Annotated in this window: 16 protein-coding genes; 5 read left to right on the top strand and 11 right to left on the bottom strand. The window is 38.0% G+C overall.

Going from position 1 to position 19,356, the window contains the following annotated elements; translation table 11 throughout:
• Window positions 1–6: 6 nt before the first annotated feature.
• Entirely contained in the window at window positions 7–2,328 is a 2,322-nt protein-coding gene (locus G9Q29_RS00385) for a T9SS type A sorting domain-containing protein (protein ID WP_166132533.1), read from the bottom strand.
• 459 nt (window positions 2,329–2,787) lie between these two features.
• Here G9Q29_RS00385 and G9Q29_RS00380 point away from each other — a divergent pair, with 459 nt between their 5' ends.
• Window positions 2,788–4,002 (top strand): helix-turn-helix transcriptional regulator, encoded by a 1,215-nt coding sequence (locus G9Q29_RS00380; RefSeq protein ID WP_166132532.1) that lies wholly within the window; start codon window positions 2,788–2,790, stop codon window positions 4,000–4,002.
• Window positions 4,003–4,711: 709 nt separating this feature from the next.
• Here G9Q29_RS00380 and G9Q29_RS00375 read toward each other — a convergent pair.
• Genes G9Q29_RS00375 through G9Q29_RS00350 form a run of 6 tightly spaced genes read right to left on the bottom strand, consistent with a single transcriptional unit; the run spans window position 4,712 to window position 11,281 of the window.
• A complete protein-coding gene (locus tag G9Q29_RS00375; RefSeq protein WP_236364378.1) occupies window positions 4,712–5,641 on the bottom strand; it encodes a DMT family transporter in 930 nt (309 codons plus the stop codon).
• A 1-nt stretch (window position 5,642) separates the two neighbouring features.
• On the bottom strand, window positions 5,643–6,446 hold the full coding sequence (locus G9Q29_RS00370; protein WP_166132531.1) for a Rossmann-fold NAD(P)-binding domain-containing protein: 804 nt from the start codon (window positions 6,444–6,446) through the stop codon (window positions 5,643–5,645).
• On the bottom strand, window positions 6,433–6,960 hold the full coding sequence (locus G9Q29_RS00365; RefSeq protein ID WP_166132530.1) for an ORF6N domain-containing protein: 528 nt from the start codon (window positions 6,958–6,960) through the stop codon (window positions 6,433–6,435). The genes G9Q29_RS00370 and G9Q29_RS00365 overlap by 14 nt, the downstream gene beginning before the upstream one ends.
• A gap of 5 nt (window positions 6,961–6,965) precedes the next feature.
• Window positions 6,966–9,374, bottom strand: a complete 2,409-nt coding sequence (locus G9Q29_RS00360; RefSeq protein ID WP_166132529.1) for a M28 family peptidase — start codon at window positions 9,372–9,374, stop codon at window positions 6,966–6,968.
• 30 nt (window positions 9,375–9,404) lie between these two features.
• Window positions 9,405–9,755: a hypothetical protein gene (locus tag G9Q29_RS00355; protein WP_166132528.1), complete on the bottom strand. Its 351-nt coding sequence runs from the start codon at window positions 9,753–9,755 to the stop codon at window positions 9,405–9,407.
• A complete protein-coding gene (locus G9Q29_RS00350) occupies window positions 9,752–11,281 on the bottom strand; it encodes a bifunctional GNAT family N-acetyltransferase/carbon-nitrogen hydrolase family protein (protein WP_166132527.1) in 1,530 nt (509 codons plus the stop codon). The genes G9Q29_RS00355 and G9Q29_RS00350 overlap by 4 nt, the downstream gene beginning before the upstream one ends.
• Window positions 11,282–11,467: 186 nt before the next feature.
• Here G9Q29_RS00350 and G9Q29_RS00345 point away from each other — a divergent pair, with 186 nt between their 5' ends.
• Window positions 11,468–11,791 (top strand): single-stranded DNA-binding protein, encoded by a 324-nt coding sequence (locus G9Q29_RS00345; RefSeq protein WP_166132526.1) that lies wholly within the window; start codon window positions 11,468–11,470, stop codon window positions 11,789–11,791.
• 60 nt (window positions 11,792–11,851) lie between these two features.
• Here the strand turns inward: G9Q29_RS00345 and G9Q29_RS00340 are convergent, their stop codons facing one another.
• The 4 genes from G9Q29_RS00340 to metG all read right to left on the bottom strand — a co-directional run bounded on the left by G9Q29_RS00340 (window position 11,852) and on the right by metG (window position 16,242).
• A complete protein-coding gene (locus G9Q29_RS00340) occupies window positions 11,852–12,751 on the bottom strand; it encodes a histone deacetylase family protein (protein WP_166132525.1) in 900 nt (299 codons plus the stop codon).
• A gap of 25 nt (window positions 12,752–12,776) precedes the next feature.
• The gene (locus tag G9Q29_RS00335; RefSeq protein ID WP_166132524.1) at window positions 12,777–13,406 is read right to left on the bottom strand and encodes a chloramphenicol acetyltransferase; all 630 of its coding nucleotides are present in this window, start codon (window positions 13,404–13,406) and stop codon (window positions 12,777–12,779) included.
• A gap of 17 nt (window positions 13,407–13,423) precedes the next feature.
• Window positions 13,424–14,113, bottom strand: coding sequence for an HAD family hydrolase (locus G9Q29_RS00330; protein ID WP_166132523.1), 690 nt, complete (start codon window positions 14,111–14,113; stop codon window positions 13,424–13,426).
• 68 nt (window positions 14,114–14,181) lie between these two features.
• Window positions 14,182–16,242 carry a methionine--tRNA ligase gene (gene metG / locus G9Q29_RS00325; protein ID WP_166132522.1) on the bottom strand — a complete coding sequence of 687 codons (2,061 nt, stop codon included), beginning with the start codon at window positions 16,240–16,242 and terminating at the stop codon, window positions 14,182–14,184.
• A 388-nt stretch (window positions 16,243–16,630) separates the two neighbouring features.
• Between metG and G9Q29_RS00320 the strand changes: the two genes are divergently transcribed.
• The 3 genes from G9Q29_RS00320 (at window position 16,631) to serS (ending at window position 19,285) form a co-directional block, all read left to right on the top strand.
• Window positions 16,631–16,831, top strand: a complete 201-nt coding sequence (locus tag G9Q29_RS00320) for a hypothetical protein (RefSeq protein ID WP_166132460.1) — start codon at window positions 16,631–16,633, stop codon at window positions 16,829–16,831.
• A 447-nt stretch (window positions 16,832–17,278) separates the two neighbouring features.
• Window positions 17,279–17,818, top strand: coding sequence for a DMP19 family protein (locus G9Q29_RS00315; protein ID WP_166132521.1), 540 nt, complete (start codon window positions 17,279–17,281; stop codon window positions 17,816–17,818).
• Between the two features lie 195 nt (window positions 17,819–18,013).
• The gene (gene serS / locus G9Q29_RS00310) at window positions 18,014–19,285 is read left to right on the top strand and encodes a serine--tRNA ligase (protein WP_166132520.1); all 1,272 of its coding nucleotides are present in this window, start codon (window positions 18,014–18,016) and stop codon (window positions 19,283–19,285) included.
• The last annotated feature ends 71 nt before the right edge of the window (window positions 19,286–19,356 follow it).

Raw genomic sequence — 19,356 nt, 5'->3', positions numbered from 1 at the left:
TTGTAATTAGTTAACAGTAATTTTTTTAGTAAAACGCTCGCCATTGTTGGTTAGTTGTACCAAGTAAACAGCTTGCGGTAGCGGTGATTGCGTGTTAATACGAATGCTGTTTTTGGCTTCGGTATTGGTTTCATAAACCGTTTGTCCAATCAAGTTGATAATTTTTACGTTAACCGTTCCGCTCATGGTATTTGGTAAATCAATTGAAAATTGACCGTTTACTACAGGGTTCGGGTACAATTGTAATTGCGCTGCTTCAAAATCTTTGGTATCCAACGTTTTGTTTGTAAACGCTATCTTAAAACGATCGCTTGCATACGATGCCGCTGCTGCTGTGGTTGTAAAGTTTAGTGTAGTAGCACTATCGGTCGTTATTGCAGTAGTAGTTCCTAAAAATTTATCTACCAAAAACGGACTTACTGATGCATCAAAATTCGAAAACTGCGTACGGAAACTATAGTTTTTATTGGCTTGAAAGTCTTGTAAATTCAAAAGCACTTCGTCTTTTTCGCTAATTGGTCCACGAGCATCAATAGCCCATGTTTTGGTATTATTACTAATAGATAGGTTTTCTGTTCCAGTACTTAGTTTGGCAACATCAGCCTTGTCAATATCGGCGCTAAAAGCAGCATCAAAAACAGCTACAGTAGCATCAATGGGGAAACCGCCTGTAGTTAATTCGCTAGTTTCATAAACGCTCAAGTCCAAACGAGCCATCGGATTTTTTTGTGTTCTAAAAACACTAGTCAAGTTGGCATTGCCTACTTTGTTAATTTCTTGAAAAGTCAGTGTTCCAGGCGTTCCTAGTACGCTGTTTTGTACAAAAAATGCTTGCCCTGGCTGAATATATTGGTTTGCAGCTGAGGCCACATTGCTTGAACCTGTAGTGCTGCTATACACCACATAACGCCCTCTTTGTGCGGCAGTACCCATGTTCGGGTCCCAAATGTAATACGAGTCGGTTAAACCTACCTTAGTTAAAGCGTTCCAGTCTACGGTATTTACGTAAGGGTTACCTACTAAACTGTAGCCATTGGTTACCAAATTGCTAGTCGCATTTAAAGCAGTATCAAAAACTACATTGCCACTGCGTATCGTACCCGTTGCGCTGAGAGTCACAGCTGCATTCATCGTAGGAAGCGAGTTACTATTGATGTTTACATTACGGTCACCACGTACCAAAAGACGGTAGCCTTGACCAGCTTGTAAATTGGTAGCATTGGTAGAGGCTACTGCTGTCCAACCACTTCCAGTAACTTGGTTGTTATTGTAAGTAAATAACGATGGGCTACCAGTACCAGTAGCATCAAAACCGTTAGCGCCTGTTGTTGAGCCAGTAATGTGTGTGCCCAATTGCCAGTTGTTGCTAATAAAATCGTCAGTAGTTACACCCGGACTCAAAAAGCGAAACGCTCTTTTGCCTTGAGGAATGTAGCGTTGTACGGTAACTTTACCTGTAATGCTTCCTGTAGTAAAAGGAGCGATTACTGCTGATCCTGCTGCATTAGAAACTAGGGTAAGGTTGTTGTTGGCATTCAAGCTTCCGTTGCTAACGTCAACACTTCCAAAGACATTGATGCGGTTGTTTAAGCGGCTACTACCCGTGTGTTCAATTTTGAGGTTTCTTGTGTTAGTAGTACCAGTTCCTGCAAAAGTTACAGGTGCTGAAAAAGCTAGGGTTCCATTGTTATTGGAGATGGTTCCATTATTGGTTAGTGCGCCACCTTTGTAATTGATAGTTACGTTTCCAGAGGTTACAACATTAATGTTACTGCCGATTGCAAAAGTATTTTGTGCGCCAGCAATCACGTTAACAGTCCAACCATGAAAATCGGAAGATGTTTGCGCAACTCCATTATTAAAGGCAGTACCGTTTGTATAAAGATTTGAATTAGAGAAAGTTAAAAGATAAAGTGTACCAAAATTATTATAAAGTTCCCAACGGTATGTGGTGTTCGCAATTAAATTTATGTTGGCAGTTGTAAAATCAAAAGTTTTAGTAATTCCTGGACCCCATGAGTCTGTTGTGGTTTGACCTGCAATTGATCCAGTGGCAAGAACAGTTCCTCCTGCATTTAACAAACGTACTCCAACATTTATATCTTCACCTGGATTGAATACATCTACACTAGAACCTGCTGTTGGTGTAAAAGATATTGTTCCTAAAGTGCCTGTACAAGAAACTTGAAAAGACTGCCCTGTTGTAGTTAACAAATTGGTTGCTGAAGCAGCTGAAGTAAGCGAAGTACTACACTGTCCTAGAACATAATTATTGTTTAGGAATAACATGAGCATGATAATGCTAGGGATAAATAATTTTTTTTTCATAAATTTATTGGTTTGGAATACATTAATTACGTTAAATTTTTTACTTAGGTTTTGTATTATTTGTTAAAAATTAACATTTTTATATGAATTGTTAATACTTTTTTGAAATAAGATTTTTTCACAATATTTTTTTGTGTTTCAAAATTTGCCTCACTTCGGTGATGTTTTTATCGGTGAGTTTTATGTTGTTTTGAAAGCAAGTATAAATAGCTTCGTCTCTTTTCAGAAAAAGGAGTTTTAAAAAATTGAGCAGTTGTTGCATAACATTGTTTTATTGAAAGTACAAAGATTAACATGATTTTTAGATTTTCCTAGATTAGAGCGGGTAGTTAGTGGGTAGTTTTGCTGACTACCCGTCGGGTAGTCGGTTACGTAAAAAACTGTAAATGAATTGTTTGTGAAAATTATTATTTTTGTTGAAAATCTACTGCATTTATTATCTTTGAAAAAAAGTTAAAAATGATAAAAAAGTACGCTTTGGTTTTTATGATTTTTCTATCAGGAATTTGCGCTGTTTTAGGGCAACCTCCACACATCATAAAACTCGAAAAACAAATAAATGGCTATAACGATGCACAGCAATACGAGAAATCGATTATTGTTTTAAGCAAGATTACAACCAATTCTAACGCTTCGTCGTACGATAAATATTTTGCGTATTTGTATATGTCGTACACCTACAAACGACTTTTTAACTACACTAAAGCATTAAATAAACTGGAGCAAGCACTTTTAGAAGGAATGAAAAGTGACCATCCTCAAGAAGTTACCAATACCATTTCAGCAGAGAGATGTTTTGTATATTTTGATAATCACGAGTACGACAAGGCAGCCAAATTATTAGTAATCTTGCGTAAAGAGGGCTATAAACACTTAACTGCGGGAACCAAATCGTGGTTGATTATGCAAGATGGCTACTTAAAAATGTTAGATAAAAAGTATGACGAAGCCCTGCAATTGTTAGACGAAGCAGCTGCCATCATCAAAGCCGAAGCACCAGAACATTTACCTAATATTTTTGGTAAAAAAATTGAAGTGTACAATAAAATGAAGTTAGACGCACAACGTGATAACGCATTCAAAGAGGGCTTAGCCATTGCCAAAAAATACAAAAAAATCAAGTACGAAATGTACCTGTACGAGGTAATGCGCAATACTTATCAAGAAAATAACGATTATAAAAACGCATTTGATGTTCAAAAAAAATACGATTCAATTGTAAAACTCTACGATGCCACCGATGCTAATGGTAAACTCGAGTTGGCAGAGCTGCAATTAGAACAAGAAAACACCAAATTGAAAGAGCAAAACGCACGTTACCTTGATTACATCTTGTATGGCGTAATCGTGGCATTGCTGCTACTGCTGTATTTTGCAGTGCGTTTGTACTATTCTAACAAAACTCGTAGAATACTTGTTGAACAAGAAAATACCCGTATTTATGGTGAAATTGAAAAGTTAACGCACCAACAAAAAACCGATGATGCCGCAACAGTCATCTTGCCTGAATACGATTTTACAGATAGGCAACGCGAAATCATCACTTGGATTAAAAATGGTTTGACCAACAAAGAAATCGCCAACAAACTGCACATTTCAGAAAACACCGTAAAATACCACCTCAAAATTATTTATGAGGTCATGAAGGTGCCGCATCGCTCGGCCATTAAATAAATTAAGGTCGTTTTTTAACTCTTCCGCTCTAGGTTTTGAGGAACTCTGGATAAAAAAATACGGACAGTCAACACTTTTAATATCGGGTTAGATATTCTTTTACACAAGTTGTAATTTTAGGAGCAGTACTTTATTGCTCCGTTCGCGAGTTGTCCCGCTGTGCGCTGTATTCCCGATAAATAAAAACTACGGCCAAAAAGCCTTGTTTTTCTAAATCGGGAGATGCCGCTTCCATCGGGGCTACGATAGTTCGTTTTATTTTCATTACAAAATCAGCAAATAGTACGTTGTCAGTTCGAGTGCAGTCGAGAACCTACATTGTATCTCGATTGTATTTGTTGTAAAAAAAGGAAACGTTATCTCGACTGTGCTCGATGTGACGGCTGTTCTTATTCTTGATTAATTGCAAACACCTAACCCGTTTCAAACACCTAACAGGTTTCAAAAACCTGTTAGGTGTCTCCGTTTTAGAACCAAATGATTTCCTTCCTTTGGTTTTGTATCGTCTGATGGCAAGATGCTCGGGTTTAGTTACCTACTGAAAATCAACACGCTTTTAATAGCCCTGATGGCAGCGAAAATCCTGCTGTGCTAATCCCGAAGCTTCGGGATGGCACAGGAGATTGTAGCGTACAGCAGGACAAAACGACTTGGTAAGATAGACGCCTGCTCCTAAAATCAAGAAAAAGTGTTGTGAATTATTGGTGTTTTATTCTTTTGCTCGTGCTTTTCGTAAGGAGTAATTTACTAAATACAAACCAAATAAAGTAACGCTGCCGCCTATGGCTATAGCTGCATTTAGGGTTTCGCCAAAAATCAAAGCGCCCAACAACACAGCGATAATTGGGTTAATGTACGAGTAAACACTACTGATGGCTGCTGGTAAGTTTTGCAACGCATAAATAAAGGCGATAAAAGTAAGTACCGAGCCAAAAACAACCAAATATGCAATAGACCACCAAGATATTGCCGGTATTTCGGCTAGGTTTACAGCGGTTCCGGTGGCGCCATTGTAGGCAAAAAGCAAAATACTGGACAAAAACATTTGAATACCTAGGCTAAAATAAGGATTAAAACTGGCGGCTTTTTGTTTGGTGTACAAAGTACCAAAGGCCCAAGTAATGGTTGAAATCACCGAAATGATGATTCCAAAGCGGAAATCAGGAATTAAAAAATCAGCTAAATGATCGTAAAAAATCACGCAAACACCACTAAAACTAATCAACAAACCCAGAATAGAGAACTTAGATAAACGTTCTCCTTGAAAAAAGGAAATAATGACAATCCACAACGGGACACACGCACCTATAATGGCGCCCAAGCCGCTGCTGATGTACTTGACACCCCAAGTGCTTAGTGCATTGCTCAACACGAAGTTTAAAATACTGAGTATGGCAATAGTTTTCCATTGCTTTCCTTTTGGCCAAGGGGTTTTTTTGAACAAGAAAAAGGAAATATAAATGATTCCGCCCAAAAATTGCCTGATAGCTACTAGTTGCAAAGCGGGCATGTGTTTTACGCCTTCTTTGGAAGCGATCCAGGTGGTTCCCCAAAAAAAACTAATCCAGCACAAAGCCAGAATTGGCAAGCCAATGGTACTTAATTTTGACGAAACGGCATTCTTAATTTTGGTTTTCACTTCACAAATTTGGTTGTGCAAAAGTATACTTTAATATGCTTTGTAGCTCGTCGGTTCCTATTATTTTTTGGTCGGAGCCGCCTTCGTTAACAAATTGTGGCGGAGCCAAATCAAATTCTAATGCTTTTTGAGTGTAATAGTCTTTTCGGCTAGGATGCGCAGGTGCGGCGGCGTTCCAAGTTTGTCCCCACAAGTTGTTTTTTAGGATGGTTTTTATGATTCCGATACAATCTTCTAAATGAATTAAATTAACCGGCGCATCTGGATTGGGTACTTGTTGGCGTCCGGATAAAAAATGTATCGGATGTCGGTTGCCACCAATCAATCCGCCAAAACGAAGTACAGTGGTTTTGAAACGCGTGTTGCTGTGCAAAAGTTGTTCGGTTTCCCAAAGTTGTTTGCCACTTTCGGTATCAGGATCAGGAATAGTATATTTTGTAATTAGGCCTTGAAGGTCATTAAATACTGATGTTGAGCTGATGAATAGGACATTTTCTATTGTTGATTGCTCGATAAAAGGAATCAATTGGTTGATTTTGGCAACAAAATTTTCGCTTTCTGTGCTGCGCAATTTCGGAGGAATATCAATGAGTAAAGTAGTTGACCCGTCGAGAAAATTGGTGATTGGTCCCGTTATTCCACTCTCAGAAAGTTGTATCGAGTAGGGTTTAATTTGCGCTTCGGCTAAAATGGCTTCTTTCTCGGTAGTTGTGGTAGAGCCTTTTACAGCGTGACCGTCTGTAATCAGGGCTTTCGCCAAAGGCAGTCCGAGCCATCCACAACCTAATATGCTAATTTGTTTCATTGTTTTTATAACCTATTTGCTTGCGTACTTTTTGTGTAGTTTCTTTTTCTTCTTTTTGGATGAGGTAATTTAAGGCTTCATACACATCGCTGAATTTTTTATCGTATTTTGCTTCTATTTCAAGCATTCTTTCATTGAATTCTTTATGCTCTAATGCATATTTTCGCATATGGACAAAGGTACGCATGATAGCAATATTAACGTGTATCGCAACATCAGAATTTAAAATGCCGCTGAGCATGGCTATTCCTTGTTCTGTGAAAGCATACGGATTGTATTTTCTATGCTTGCCCCGTCCGTTTGCATCTAAGGTCACAATTTGTGACCTTAAAGAAGCGTATTCCGAATCGGTTAATTGAAACATAAAATCACTAGGAAAGCGCTTGCTGTTTCTTTTTACGGCTTGATTTAGTACTTTGGTTTCTACTTCATAAAGTGCTGCAAGATCATAGTCAAGAATAACATTTTGTCCCTGCATGACATGAATCTTAGTTTGTAGAGTGTTTAACTGCATTTGATCTATAAGTTTTTCGAAATTGTTCTTCTTATAGTATTACCTTTAATTTTCACCACTTGCCGATAAGGCTGAATAATTAAATTGTTTTCGGTTGGAACAATTGCCACGGGAGTAACTTTAATTTTTTGTTTAATCACCACAGCATCTGTCAATACAAATGGCGTAGGCATCATCCAGTTTTCTCTTTTCGGGATTTGAAATAGCGGATTGCTCATCAAATCAAAGGAACTTTCTAGCAATTCCATGTCGAAAGCGATATTGGCATCAAAATTAAATTTTAAAACCAAAGGCGCATTATTTACCACATAATAGCGTAACAAATTAGATCCTTTTCTGCGGTATTCACCTGTTGGATTATTGTTTTCAGTGGTACGATTGGCTTTGAAATTATAGATTTTCATCTTTTCATTAGCAAAAATATCGTAGCGGTTCACTTTTCTATTCGGTGTAATCTGTAGTGCTACGTATCTTTTTGAAGCAACTATTCGGTCTTCTAAAAATACGATCGATGGTTCTTTCAAAGCTACTTTCGGTGCTGCAGCGGTATAACTAAAACCAGAATTGTATTTGCTTGTGAGTGAATTAATCGTGTTATTAGTAGCAGCTTTGGGTTGGTTGCCAAGAACAGTCTTAGTCCAACTGTCTAAATTGGTGTCGTATGTGGCCCAATTGGCTTGTTTCGTGTCAGCATCATAAACGTAAACCAAACTGTTGGATTTGGCTTTGCCTAATTCGTAGCTAGAGTTGAAATCTGCTTTCGCAAAAAAGCCTATTGCAATGACATAAAACAAAATTGCCCACCAACCTTTTTTGGTATACGAACCAAAAACAGGCAGTAGCAAAACAAAAGTTAGAACGGTGAGGCTGGCACTGCCAAAAAGTAACTTTAAACCAAGACCAATAGGAAACATTTGTATGAACGGAACCAAAAGCAGAAGCGCAGGAATACTTAGTAAAACGTTTAAAGTTATCCTTGATTTTTGTGTGACCACAAAAGCTGTTAATGCAAGTAAGGTAAAGTACACAGGAATGATTAAAAATCCAGCTCCTGGAAGGAAAAAAACAAGTACGAAATTAATAATGATCCATAAGAAAAGTGGCGCAACCAAATGATTCATGGTTATTTTTCGCTCGGAGAAAAAATGGTAAAAGGTGAAACTTATGGCAAGAGTAAGTGCCATAAATGCTGCAATATAATCATGACCGTTGTAGGTAAAGCCATTGAGTAGATCGTTGTACTGCGGATAAAATAACAGTAGACTTTTCCATCCTAAAAAAGTTAGTAAACCGGCGGTAAGTATACTTCCAAATAACGGAATACATCCTTTAGCAATTTCTCGAAACGAAAACAACCTTTTTGCTTTTCCTATAAAAAGTAAAAAAGCAAGCCATATTGCTGCAAAAACGACCAAAGGTATATTCCAGCTAAACGGGTAGTGGATGAAAGTGTACGGAATGCTAAAATAAACTTCGTCGTGTTTGCTTTTGGTGGCTTCAAGATTGGCGTTTGAAAAATAATTGAGCAACGGCATCAAATAAGTTCCTTGGTGCGCTAATGTGTTTTGGTTCAAATGCGCCACATCGTCTTGAGCGGTATGGTAGTTAAAATGATCGTCAATAAAAGCAAAATTAAAACCTTGAATTTTGCCTTGTTCTCTAAATACTGTGAGATCGGTATCGTTTGGCAACATTTTGTAAATACTGTACATTAAGGAGTTGGATACTGGATATTTAGTTTTTGCTTCCGCAAAAGCGTTGACCATTCCTTCATTGCCTGCGGTAGTTTCCATCAACATATAGCTTGGTCCTGACGAGCCGCGCGCTTCAAAATTCAAAACAAGACCTACTTCCTTAGCCCATTGATGTTGGGTTACAAAAAGAGCTGCGCCATTTAATCCGAGTTCTTCGGCATCGGTAAACAAGATAATAATGTCATTTTTATGTGGTGTTTTGGCGTATAGAAATGCGCGTACACTTTCTAAAATAGTAGCTACGCCTGAGCCTGCATCACTCGCTCCGGGAGAGTAGGAGTGTGGCGCACTATCGTAATGGGATAATACAACCAATGCTTTGCCGGAGTTGCTGCCTTTAATTCGTGCTAAAATGTTTTTGGATTGAACTAAGAGTCCATTATCGTTCAAGGTGTAGCCTTGTTGCGTGCTTGAAGTGAGACCGAGGTTACGTAATTCTTGTACAAGATAATTGGCAACGTTATCGTGATTGGTTGAGCCTACATAATGCGGTTTTTGAGCAATAGCTTTGATGTGTTGTAGAGCTCTTTTGGTAGAGAATTCGGCAAAAGGTTCTTCTTCTTCTTCAGCGGTCCACCGGGGCATTAGGCTAAAAAATAGAAAGCCGATAATGCCTGTAATAAACAAGGCGCTAAAAAAGGATGCGTAATTTTTTTTCATGGTTGGTTATAGCATTTGGGGTCGTGGTATTTATAGGTCTTTTTTAACTAACATGTAATAATCATTGTCTAAAACCATGTAACCCTGATCGTATAAAAAGTAGTAGGTGTTTCCGGTTTTGGTATTAAGAATCGAGGTAAAAAAATCGAAATCAAATCCTTTGCTAAGGAGTTTCGCTCGAGTGGTTTTTGATTTACCTTCGGTATTGAGTTCAGATAGAATGCGGTAATTTTTGCGCAACTTGTTGTTGATGTTGCGCATGTAATTGGTACTGTCTTTATTGATTTTGTTATTGTAGGCATTTCTGCAGCCGTCGCTACAAAACTTTTTGTCTTCGCGACCCACAATTTTTTCTCCACATTCTAAACAGGTTTTTGTCATGGATTTATTTTTTTGATGTCGTATAAATCAGTTCTTCTGTCTTTCAGGATGCGTACGCTTCCGTGTTCGTGTAATTCTTTTAGTAAGTCTAAATCAACATCTACAATCAACGTCATTTCGGTATTTGGAGTAGCCTCTGCTTTGATTCCGTTACTCGGAAAGGCAAAGTCAGATGGTGTAAACACAGCTGATTGCGCGTACTGAATATCCATGTTGTTTACTTTTGGTAGATTACCCACACAACCTGCAATGGCCACATAACATTCGTTCTCAATAGCCCGTGCTTGTGCACAATGCTTTACGCGCGTGTAGGCGTTTTGTGTATCGGTTAGAAAAGGGACAAACAAAATATTCATTCCCTCATCGGCAAGTAATCGCGACAACTCCGGAAATTCGACATCATAACAAATTACAATTCCTATTTTTCCGCAATCGGTATCAAAAGTTTTAATTTGTGACCCGCCCGTCATACCCCAATGTTGTACTTCGTTTGGCGTTACGTGAATTTTGGCGTACATCTCTGATGTCCCATCTCGCTTGCAAAGGAAACCTACATTGTAAAGTGTGCCATTTTCAAGGTATGGCATGCTACCGGTAATGATGTTGATATTGTAGGATATAGCTAATTCTTTGAATCGTTTGTGAATGGGCTCGGTGTGTTTGGCTAATTCGCGAATTGCTTCCGCCTCTGATAAGTGGTTGTAATCAGCCATCAACGGTGCTGTAAACAGTTCTGGAAAAAGTGCAAAATCACTTCCGTAACCAGAAACCACGTCTACAAAAAACTCACATTGTTCAAATAAGGCTTCCAAGTTATTCAATTGACGCATTTGCCATTGTACGAGTCCAAGGCGAATAACCGTTTTTTCTAAGTTGATTAGTTTTGGACTTTTGTCAAAATAAATGTTGTTCCACTCCAGTAAAACAGCAAATTCTTTCGAGTCGGTATCGCCCTCTAAATAATTTTTCATGACTTTCAGCACGTGAAAATCGTTGCTCAATTGAAATGAAAGTACGGAGTCATGCAATTCTTTTCGTTTTACTTTTTCGATATAATCTTTAGGCGATAAGGTTTGGGCATGTTGCCCGTAATTAGGGATGCGTCCGGCAAAAACAATAGCTTTTAGGTTCAGCTGTTCGCACAATTCCTTACGCGCATCGTATAGGCGACGACCCAAACGTAAACCTCTATAATTGGGGTGAATAAAAACATCAATACCATACAAAACTTCTCCTTTTGGATTGTGTGTCGAAAAAGTATACTTGCCAGTGATGTCAGAGTAATTATGATTTTTATCGACTAAGTTTTCATCAACAATTAGTGAAAGCGCAGAGCCAACTACCTTGCCATCTACCAAAATAACCAACTGTCCCTCGGGAAAAAGATTCAATAATTTTTCGATGTGATGCTCTCTCCAGTAGGATCCGGTCATTTCTGGATACGATTCGACCATTGAATTTTTGAGTTCTTTATAGTCCTCAAATTTCAAATTTCGGAGTTCTACTTTGTTGATTGCTGCTTGCATAATAAATTGATTTTCAACAAATATAATTAAAAAATTTGCCATTTACAAACGCTTACAAATAGTTACAACCGAAAGTAAGTAGTTAGCAACCGAATAGTTTTTGGTAGTGGTCACATCTTTGCACTGTCGATTTGAAACAAGATCGAGATACAAACAAATAAACACTAATATTTAAATTTACACGCCATGAAAAACAGAGTACAATTAATTGGAAGAGTAGGTCAAGATCCAGAAGTTAAAACTTTAGAAGGAGGAAAAAAACTAGCCAACATAAGTATCGCCACGAATGATGTTTATTACAAAGAAAACGGGGATAAGGTGGAGCAAACCGAGTGGCACCGCGTAACTGCTTGGGGTAAAACTGCTGATTTAATAGAGAAATACGTAACCAAAGGAAAAGAAATTGGTATCGAAGGAAAGCTGGTACACAGAAGCTACGAAGATAAAAACGGTGAAAAACGATACATCACTGAAATTGTGGCTAATGAATTGCTTTTGCTAAGTAAATAGTTTTTGTAAGGAGTTGAAAAGAACGGGATGTCTCATTGGGGATGTCCCGTTTTTTTCTTTTTAAAAAATAGATTTCGCTACTCGGTACGTATTGGCGTGCGCCTCAATAATGGTTTTAATTTCTGGAGAATAACCACCACCCATTGATACTTGAACGGGAATTTGATGTTTGGCACAGAGTTCGAAAACAATTTCGTCTCGCTTTTTGCAGCCCTCTATCGTGCAGCCTAATTTGCCTAATTTGTCTGTATGCAAAATATCAACGCCTGATAAATAGAAAATAAAATCGGGTTTTTGTTCCTGTATTAAACGCGGTATTACTTCGGCAATTGTTTTTAAGAAAACAGCATCGGTGGTATGATCTTCAAAAGCGATATCCAGATCGGAGATTTCTTTTTTAAATGGATAATTAGTTTTGCCATGCGTAGAAAAAGTAAAAACCTGTGTGTTATTCTGGAAGATGACTGCAGTTCCGTTGCCTTGATGCACATCTAAATCAATGATCAGGATTTTTTTTGCCAGGTTTTTGTCCAGTAAATAGTGGGCCGCAATGGCTTGGTCGTTAAGTAAACAAAAAGCTTCGCCATGACCGGGAAAGGCATGATGTGTTCCGCCAGCAATATTAAATGCAATTTTGTGCTCAAATGCTTTTACAGCGCCCATGACCGTACCTTGTGCAATGGTGAGTTCACGTCCGACTAATTCTTTTGAAAGTGGAAAACCAATTTTTCGAGCAGCTCGCGGTTCAATTTGTAGCGCTATTAAATTTTGAACATATTCTTGTTCATGTGCTGCAAGAACTAGTTCGATGTCGCAACCAGTAGGTTCAAAAAAATCAGCAGCTACAGCGGTGCCTTCATGCAGTAATTGTTGGGGTAACAATTCGTATTTCAGCATCGGAAAACGGTGCCCGTCGGGTAAAGGATGCTGGTATATTGGATGAAAAGCTATAGGAAGCATTGTGATTTTGTTTAAAGTTCAATGCTTACTGATGCATTAAATCCTGAAAATAATCTACAAATTGGCCAAGGTGCAAACCATCAATCAAACCGTGATGTACGTGTATGCTCATAGGCATGGTTCGTTTACCATCAGGGTGGACGGTCATTTTTCCGAATGAAATTTTAGGACAACTATCAGGAAATTGATAGCTACGGGCATGAGATAATGAGGTGAAATCCAACCACGGAATGGCTGAAAAATGAATCACATTATCATCAGAAAAAGTACGTGTAAACAAACCAGTGGTGTGCTGAATGCGCTCTACTTCGGCTAATGCATCTTGATTAAAAACTGCATAGTCTTCATTATACGGCATTAATGAAAATCCAAAAGTACCATCTTCACGGCCTACGGTTGCTGAGGCGTCAATGCGGTCCCAAATGTAAATTTGATTATCAGCAATTCGGTATCTAAAACAGTCAAAATGATTGACTGCTGCAAGTGTTTTGTGTAAATAATAAGTAAAAAAAGAAGTCTGTTTTTCTTTTGCCACGGCATAAGCTTTACTGCAGTCGATCGTAACTGTTGCCCCGTAAAAGGGTTCGTCAAACTCTTTAAAAAATAAAAAATGTTCTTTTCTGTTCCAGTTTTCTAGATCTAAAAGCTGTTTCATTTGTATTTATGCGTCTCTCAATTCGTAATTAGGTCAACAACTTCTGTAATATTTGTAAAACTGTGAAAGTTCTCGTGCTTTATTTCGTGGTCAATCTTTTCATGAGCCCAAGTCGTGTGAAATGGAATATGAACCGCATATCCGCCCAATTCTAAAACAGGTAATACGTCGGATTTCAAAGAGTTGCCAACCATTAAAAATTCATGCGGTTGCACATCCAAACGTTTCAATAAATCGTCATAATCTTGTTCTTTTTTATCCGACATGACTTCAATGTGATGAAAATACTTTCCTAAACCAGAATTGTGCAACTTCCGTCGTTGGTCTAGTAAATCGCCTTTGGTGGCTACTACTAATTTGTATTTGCCGTAAAGCGCCTCTAAAGTTTCGTCAACGCCTTCTAAAAGTTCGATAGGTTTTTCTAAAAGCTCTTTTCCGTATTGAATTATTTTTTCAATAACTTCAATCGGAATGGTATTGTTCGAAATTTTCATTGCCGCTTCAATCATGGATAAAATGTATCCTTTGATTCCGTAACCGTATAATTTTAAATTAGCGATTTCTACCTTAAACAATTCTTGCGAAAGTCCTTGATGCGACAAATAATCACTCATTAGGGCGCAAAATTTCTCTTCGGTTTCCAAAAAATAGGTTTCATTGATGAACAAAGTGTCATCAGCATCGAAAGCAATTACTTTTAGGTTCATATTTATGTATTTTACCGCAGATTCGCAGATTGATAAAAGATATATCTGCGCATCTGCGGTTAATTTTTTTAATTGATTGTCTCTCCATTTGCAACACCATCTGTATCTGGATTTACAAAAACAAGTTTTCCTTCAGTGTTGGTAGTCATCAAAATCATTCCTTGACTTTCTACGCCGCGTAAGTTTCTTGGTGCCAAGTTCACTAAAACAGTTACACGTTTCCCAATGATATCTTCTGGTTTAAAACTCTCGGCAATACCAGAAACGATAGTGCGAACATCAATGCCAGTATCCACTTTCAATATCAAAAGTTTATTCGCTTTTGGCATTTTTTCCGCTTCTAAAATAGTTCCGGTGCGAATGTCCATTTTTGCAAAATCTTCAAATTGAATCAGTTCTTTTTGTGGCTCGGCTACTTTATTTTCAGCTTCGTTTGCCGTTTTGGTAGCTTGCAATTTTTCAATTTGCTGTTGGATGGCCTCGTCTTCAATTTTAGAAAATAGTAATTCTGCCTCTCTAATTTGATGTCCAGAACCTAACAACTCTGATGTTTCAGAAATGGTGTTCCAAGCCAATGGTTGTTCTATTTTTAAAATACGAGACAATTTTTGTGCTGTAAATGGTAAAAACGGTTCACAAAGTGTACTCAATGCTGCGGCAATTTGCAAGGCCACATACATTTGTGTTTTGGTGCGCTCTTCGTCTGTTTTAATCATTTTCCAAGGCTCTTCGTCGGCTAAGTATTTATTACCAAGTCGCGCAGCATTCATCATTTCGCCAAGTGCTTCGCGAAATCTGAAACGCTCTACCGAACTAGAAATCACCGCTGGATACGCTTTCAATTCAGCCAAAGTTTGTTCGTCTACCTCAGAAAGTTCATTTGGTAAAGGAACCACTCCGTTGTAATATTTATTGGTTAAAACCACCACACGGTTGATGAAGTTACCAAAAATAGCAACCAACTCGTTGTTGTTTCTTGCCTGAAAGTCTTTCCAAGTAAAATCGTTGTCTTTCGTTTCTGGTGCGTTCGAGGTCAATGCATAACGTAAAACATCTTGTTGATTCGGGAAATCCTCTAAATATTCGTGCAACCAAACTGCCCAGTTTTTAGAGGTTGATAATTTATTGCCTTCTAAATTTAAAAATTCATTGGCAGGAACGTTATCAGGTAAAATGTAACTTCCTTCCGCTTTTAACATCGCCGGGAAAATAACACAGTGAAAAACAATATTGTCTTTTCCTATAAAGTGAACCAATTTGGTATCTTGATCTTTCCAGTATGGCTCCCAGTCTTTTCCTTCGCGTGCAGCCCATTCTTTGGTGGCTGATATGTATCCAATAGGTGCATCAAACCAAACGTATAATTTTTTACCTTCGGCGCCAGCCACAGGAACATCAATTCCCCAATCAAGGTCACGTGTTACAGCACGAGGTTCTAAACCACCATCAATCCATGATTTTACTTGGCCGTACACATTCGGTTTCCAGTCGCTTTTATGTCCTACCAAAATCCATTCTTTCAAGAAATCTTCGTAACGATCCAAAGGTAAAAACCAGTGTTTAGTCGATTTTAAAATAGGCGTTTCTCCTGTGATAGTTGATTTTGGATTAATTAAATCCGTAGCGTTCAATGTAGAACCACATTTTTCGCACTGATCACCATACGCCTCTTCGTTGCCACATTTTGGGCAAGTTCCAGTTACAAAACGGTCAGCCAAAAACTGATCGGCTTTCGCATCGTACAATTGCTCTGTTGTTTCCTCAATAAAATCGCCTTGAGCGTATAATTTTTTAAAAAATTCCGATGCCGTATCGTGATGAATTTTAGCCGAAGTCCTGGAATAATTATCAAATGAAATTCCGAAATCTGAGAATGATTTGCGAATAATACCATCATATTTATCTATTACTTGCTGCGGTGTAATGCCTTCTTTTTTAGCTTTCATCGAAATAGCTACACCATGTTCGTCGCTTCCGCAAACAAACAGAACGTCGCGATTTTGCAAACGCAAATAGCGAGAGTAAATATCCGATGGCACATAAACACCAGCCAAATGGCCAATATGAATGGGTCCGTTAGTATAAGGCAAAGCCGCCGTAATTGTATATCTTTTTGGATTCTGTATCATTTGTAACTCGTGTTTTTTTAGTTTTCGCATGTAATTCGCCTAAAAAGTGATAAAATGCCTTTTTTTCACTGGCTAATTGCATGATTTAATTTAATTGCCTGCAAAAATAAGCAATAGAATTTTATTTGAAGCTATTTAGCTTTGCTGAATCTGCGATGTCCCATTATCTGTTGTAATCTTTTGCGCCGAACCTCAGCGCAAAAGGATCTTCACTACTATTGGGGCTAGGGAATTGGGTTTTTGTAAGCTATTTTTCATTCAGAGGGAAAAGAAATCTTTAATTCGGGAGTAACTCAAAGTACGATTCATGCTTTGTAAGAAGAACAGAGTCAGGAAAAATAGTTTCCTTTGCAAAGTTTTAAATCTCGTGCGCATCATTTTGCAATAAATGGCTAATCCAATAAAACCACTCCTTATTATGCCCAAAGGTCCCGAAAAAAACACCAAAAATAAAGCCTTGCACACCAAATTACTAAATCGTAAAAAGGCCAAATTACAAGAGGAAAAAAGAGAAAAAGCCTTGCGCCTGAAAGCTTTGGTTGCCAAAATTAATCAGCAAAAGAAAAAGGATACACCTGATGATATTTAATTTTTAGCAGAAATAAATCTGTGTTAATTTGTGTGATCTGTGGCAAAAAAAACGCCTGCTTCGTTCTTCGTATTGAAATTATGCTCAAAATAATTTGCGCAATCTGCGGTAAATTATAGCGGAAATAAATCTGTGTTAATCTGTGCAATCTGTGGCAAAAAAAAACACTTGCTTCGTTATTCGTAATTACATTATGCTCAAAATAATTTGCGTAATCTGCGGTAAATTATAGCAGAAACATATCTGTGGTAATCTGTGCAATCTGTGGTAAAAAACGCCTGCTTCGTTCTTCGTATTGAAATTATGCTCAAAATAATTCGCTAATTTGCCCAATCTGCGTTTAAAAAACATTCTTAACAAATCACCATTTAAAATAAATCTATTTTAATCTGTTTAATCTGTGGCGAAAAAACGAAATTTGCAACCTAAATATAAAACGCAACCCCAATGGAATTCGGAAAAATCATCATCTCAGAAAACGCCGCTCAAAGTGAAAACCCACAAGACATAATTAACTCAAACATTTCGGTAATTAACTTAATGCGCGAAGAAAAAATTGATGACGATTTGATTCACGAAGATGCGTTGATGAGTTATTATTTAGACTTTTACGTAGCCCAACATGTTGAGGGTAATTTTGCGCAATTTGTACACCGTTCCGGATGGAACAAAGAGTTAAATGAACTTATTGAAGAAGGTTTGGCCTTGATTGAAGCACCAAAACATCTAGAGCTTTTTCAACAACAGTCTAAAAAAGTGCGTTTAATGAGCAGTGTGAAACTCAATAAATTTTTACAAGGAAAATTAGACGGTGTTAACCCAACTCGTGACGCACTCAACACCGATACTTTTTTCGAAATAGAAGAAAATATAGTAGAACTTAATGCTGCTTTTTTAATGTCGCACCCTGATCTTGAAGTGCTTTCTATAGACGATATGTTTGCTACATTAGAAGAATTTGTGGGTCACGAGATTAAAAGAGAATAGCGTTATTTCGCAAAGACACACCAAGAAAAACACAGAGCAGCGCAAAGATTTTTCAAAAAAACTTGATGAATCTTAGTGGTTGTTTTGTGAATCTTCGTGAAATAGCTTTTCCCCAAAAACTTTGTCCCAATCTTACCAAACATTTCCTTAAATTTGCTACCATTATTATACCATTTAGCGCAAAAAAATTAAGCTATGTTACAAATCGCATTTATTAGAGAGAATCAAGAAAAGGTAATCCAAGCTTTGGCAAAAAGAAATATGGATGCCAAAAGTGTAGTGGAAGAGGTGATACAATTGGACGAAAACCGTCGTGCAACTCAGGTAGAACTGGATACCATTTTGTCCGAATCTAATAAATTAGCGAAAGATATTGGTGAACTCATGAAAGCAGGCGACAAGGCCAAAGCTTCGATCTTGAAAGAAAAAACAGTAGCTAACAAAGAAAAAAGTAAAAAATTAGCTGAAACTGCCGATGCTTTAGCAGCCGAATTACTTGAAAAACTATATACGCTACCAAACCTTCCTGCAGCGATTGTTCCAGAAGGTAAAACACCCGAAGAAAACCTAAATGTTTTTGAAGAAGGTACTGTGCCCTTATTACACAAAGGCGCTTTGCCTCACTGGGAATTGGTAAAAAAATACGACATCATCGATTTTGAATTGGGTGTTAAAATCACCGGTGCGGGTTTCCCAGTTTACAAAGGCAAAGGAGCTCGTTTGCAACGCGCCTTGATTAATTATTTCCTAGATAAAAATACAGCAGCAGGTTACAATGAAGTGCAGGTGCCACATATGGTAAATGAAGCTTCGGCCTACGGAACAGGACAGTTGCCTGACAAAGAAGGGCAAATGTACCACGACAAAACCGATGATTTGTACTTGATTCCAACAGCTGAGGTTCCTGTAACCAATTTGTTTCGCGATGTAATCCTGAACGAAAACGAATTACCTGTTTTAACAACAGCTTACACACCTTGTTTCCGTCGTGAAGCAGGGTCATACGGAGCGCACGTGCGCGGGTTAAACCGTTTGCATCAGTTTGATAAAGTAGAAATTGTACGCGTTGAGCATCCTGATAAGTCTTACGAAGCGCTTGATGGCATGGTTGAGCATGTTAAGGATATTTTGAGAGACTTAAAATTACCATACCGCGTGTTGCGTCTTTGTGGAGGCGACATGGGCTTTACATCAGCATTAACGTATGATTTTGAAGTTTTTTCTACGGCACAAGACCGTTGGTTAGAAATTAGTTCAGTATCTAATTTTGAAACCTTTCAAGCCAATCGTTTGAAATTGCGTTTCAAAGACAAAGATGGAAAAAACCAATTGGCTCATACTTTGAACGGAAGTGCTTTGGCTTTGCCACGAGTACTAGCTGGGATTTTAGAAAATTATCAAACTCCAGAAGGAATTGTAATTCCAGAAGTATTGCGTCCGTATTGTGGATTTGATATTATAGATTAAGCAATTTGCAGTTTTCAGCCACAGTAATTTTACACTGTTGCTGAAAACGGTAACTGCAACTAATACCGAAT

Source organism: Flavobacterium turcicum, assembly GCF_011365745.1.
Classification (GTDB): Bacteria; Bacteroidota; Bacteroidia; order Flavobacteriales; family Flavobacteriaceae; genus Flavobacterium; species Flavobacterium turcicum.
This window is presented reverse-complemented; position numbering and strand designations above follow the sequence as displayed.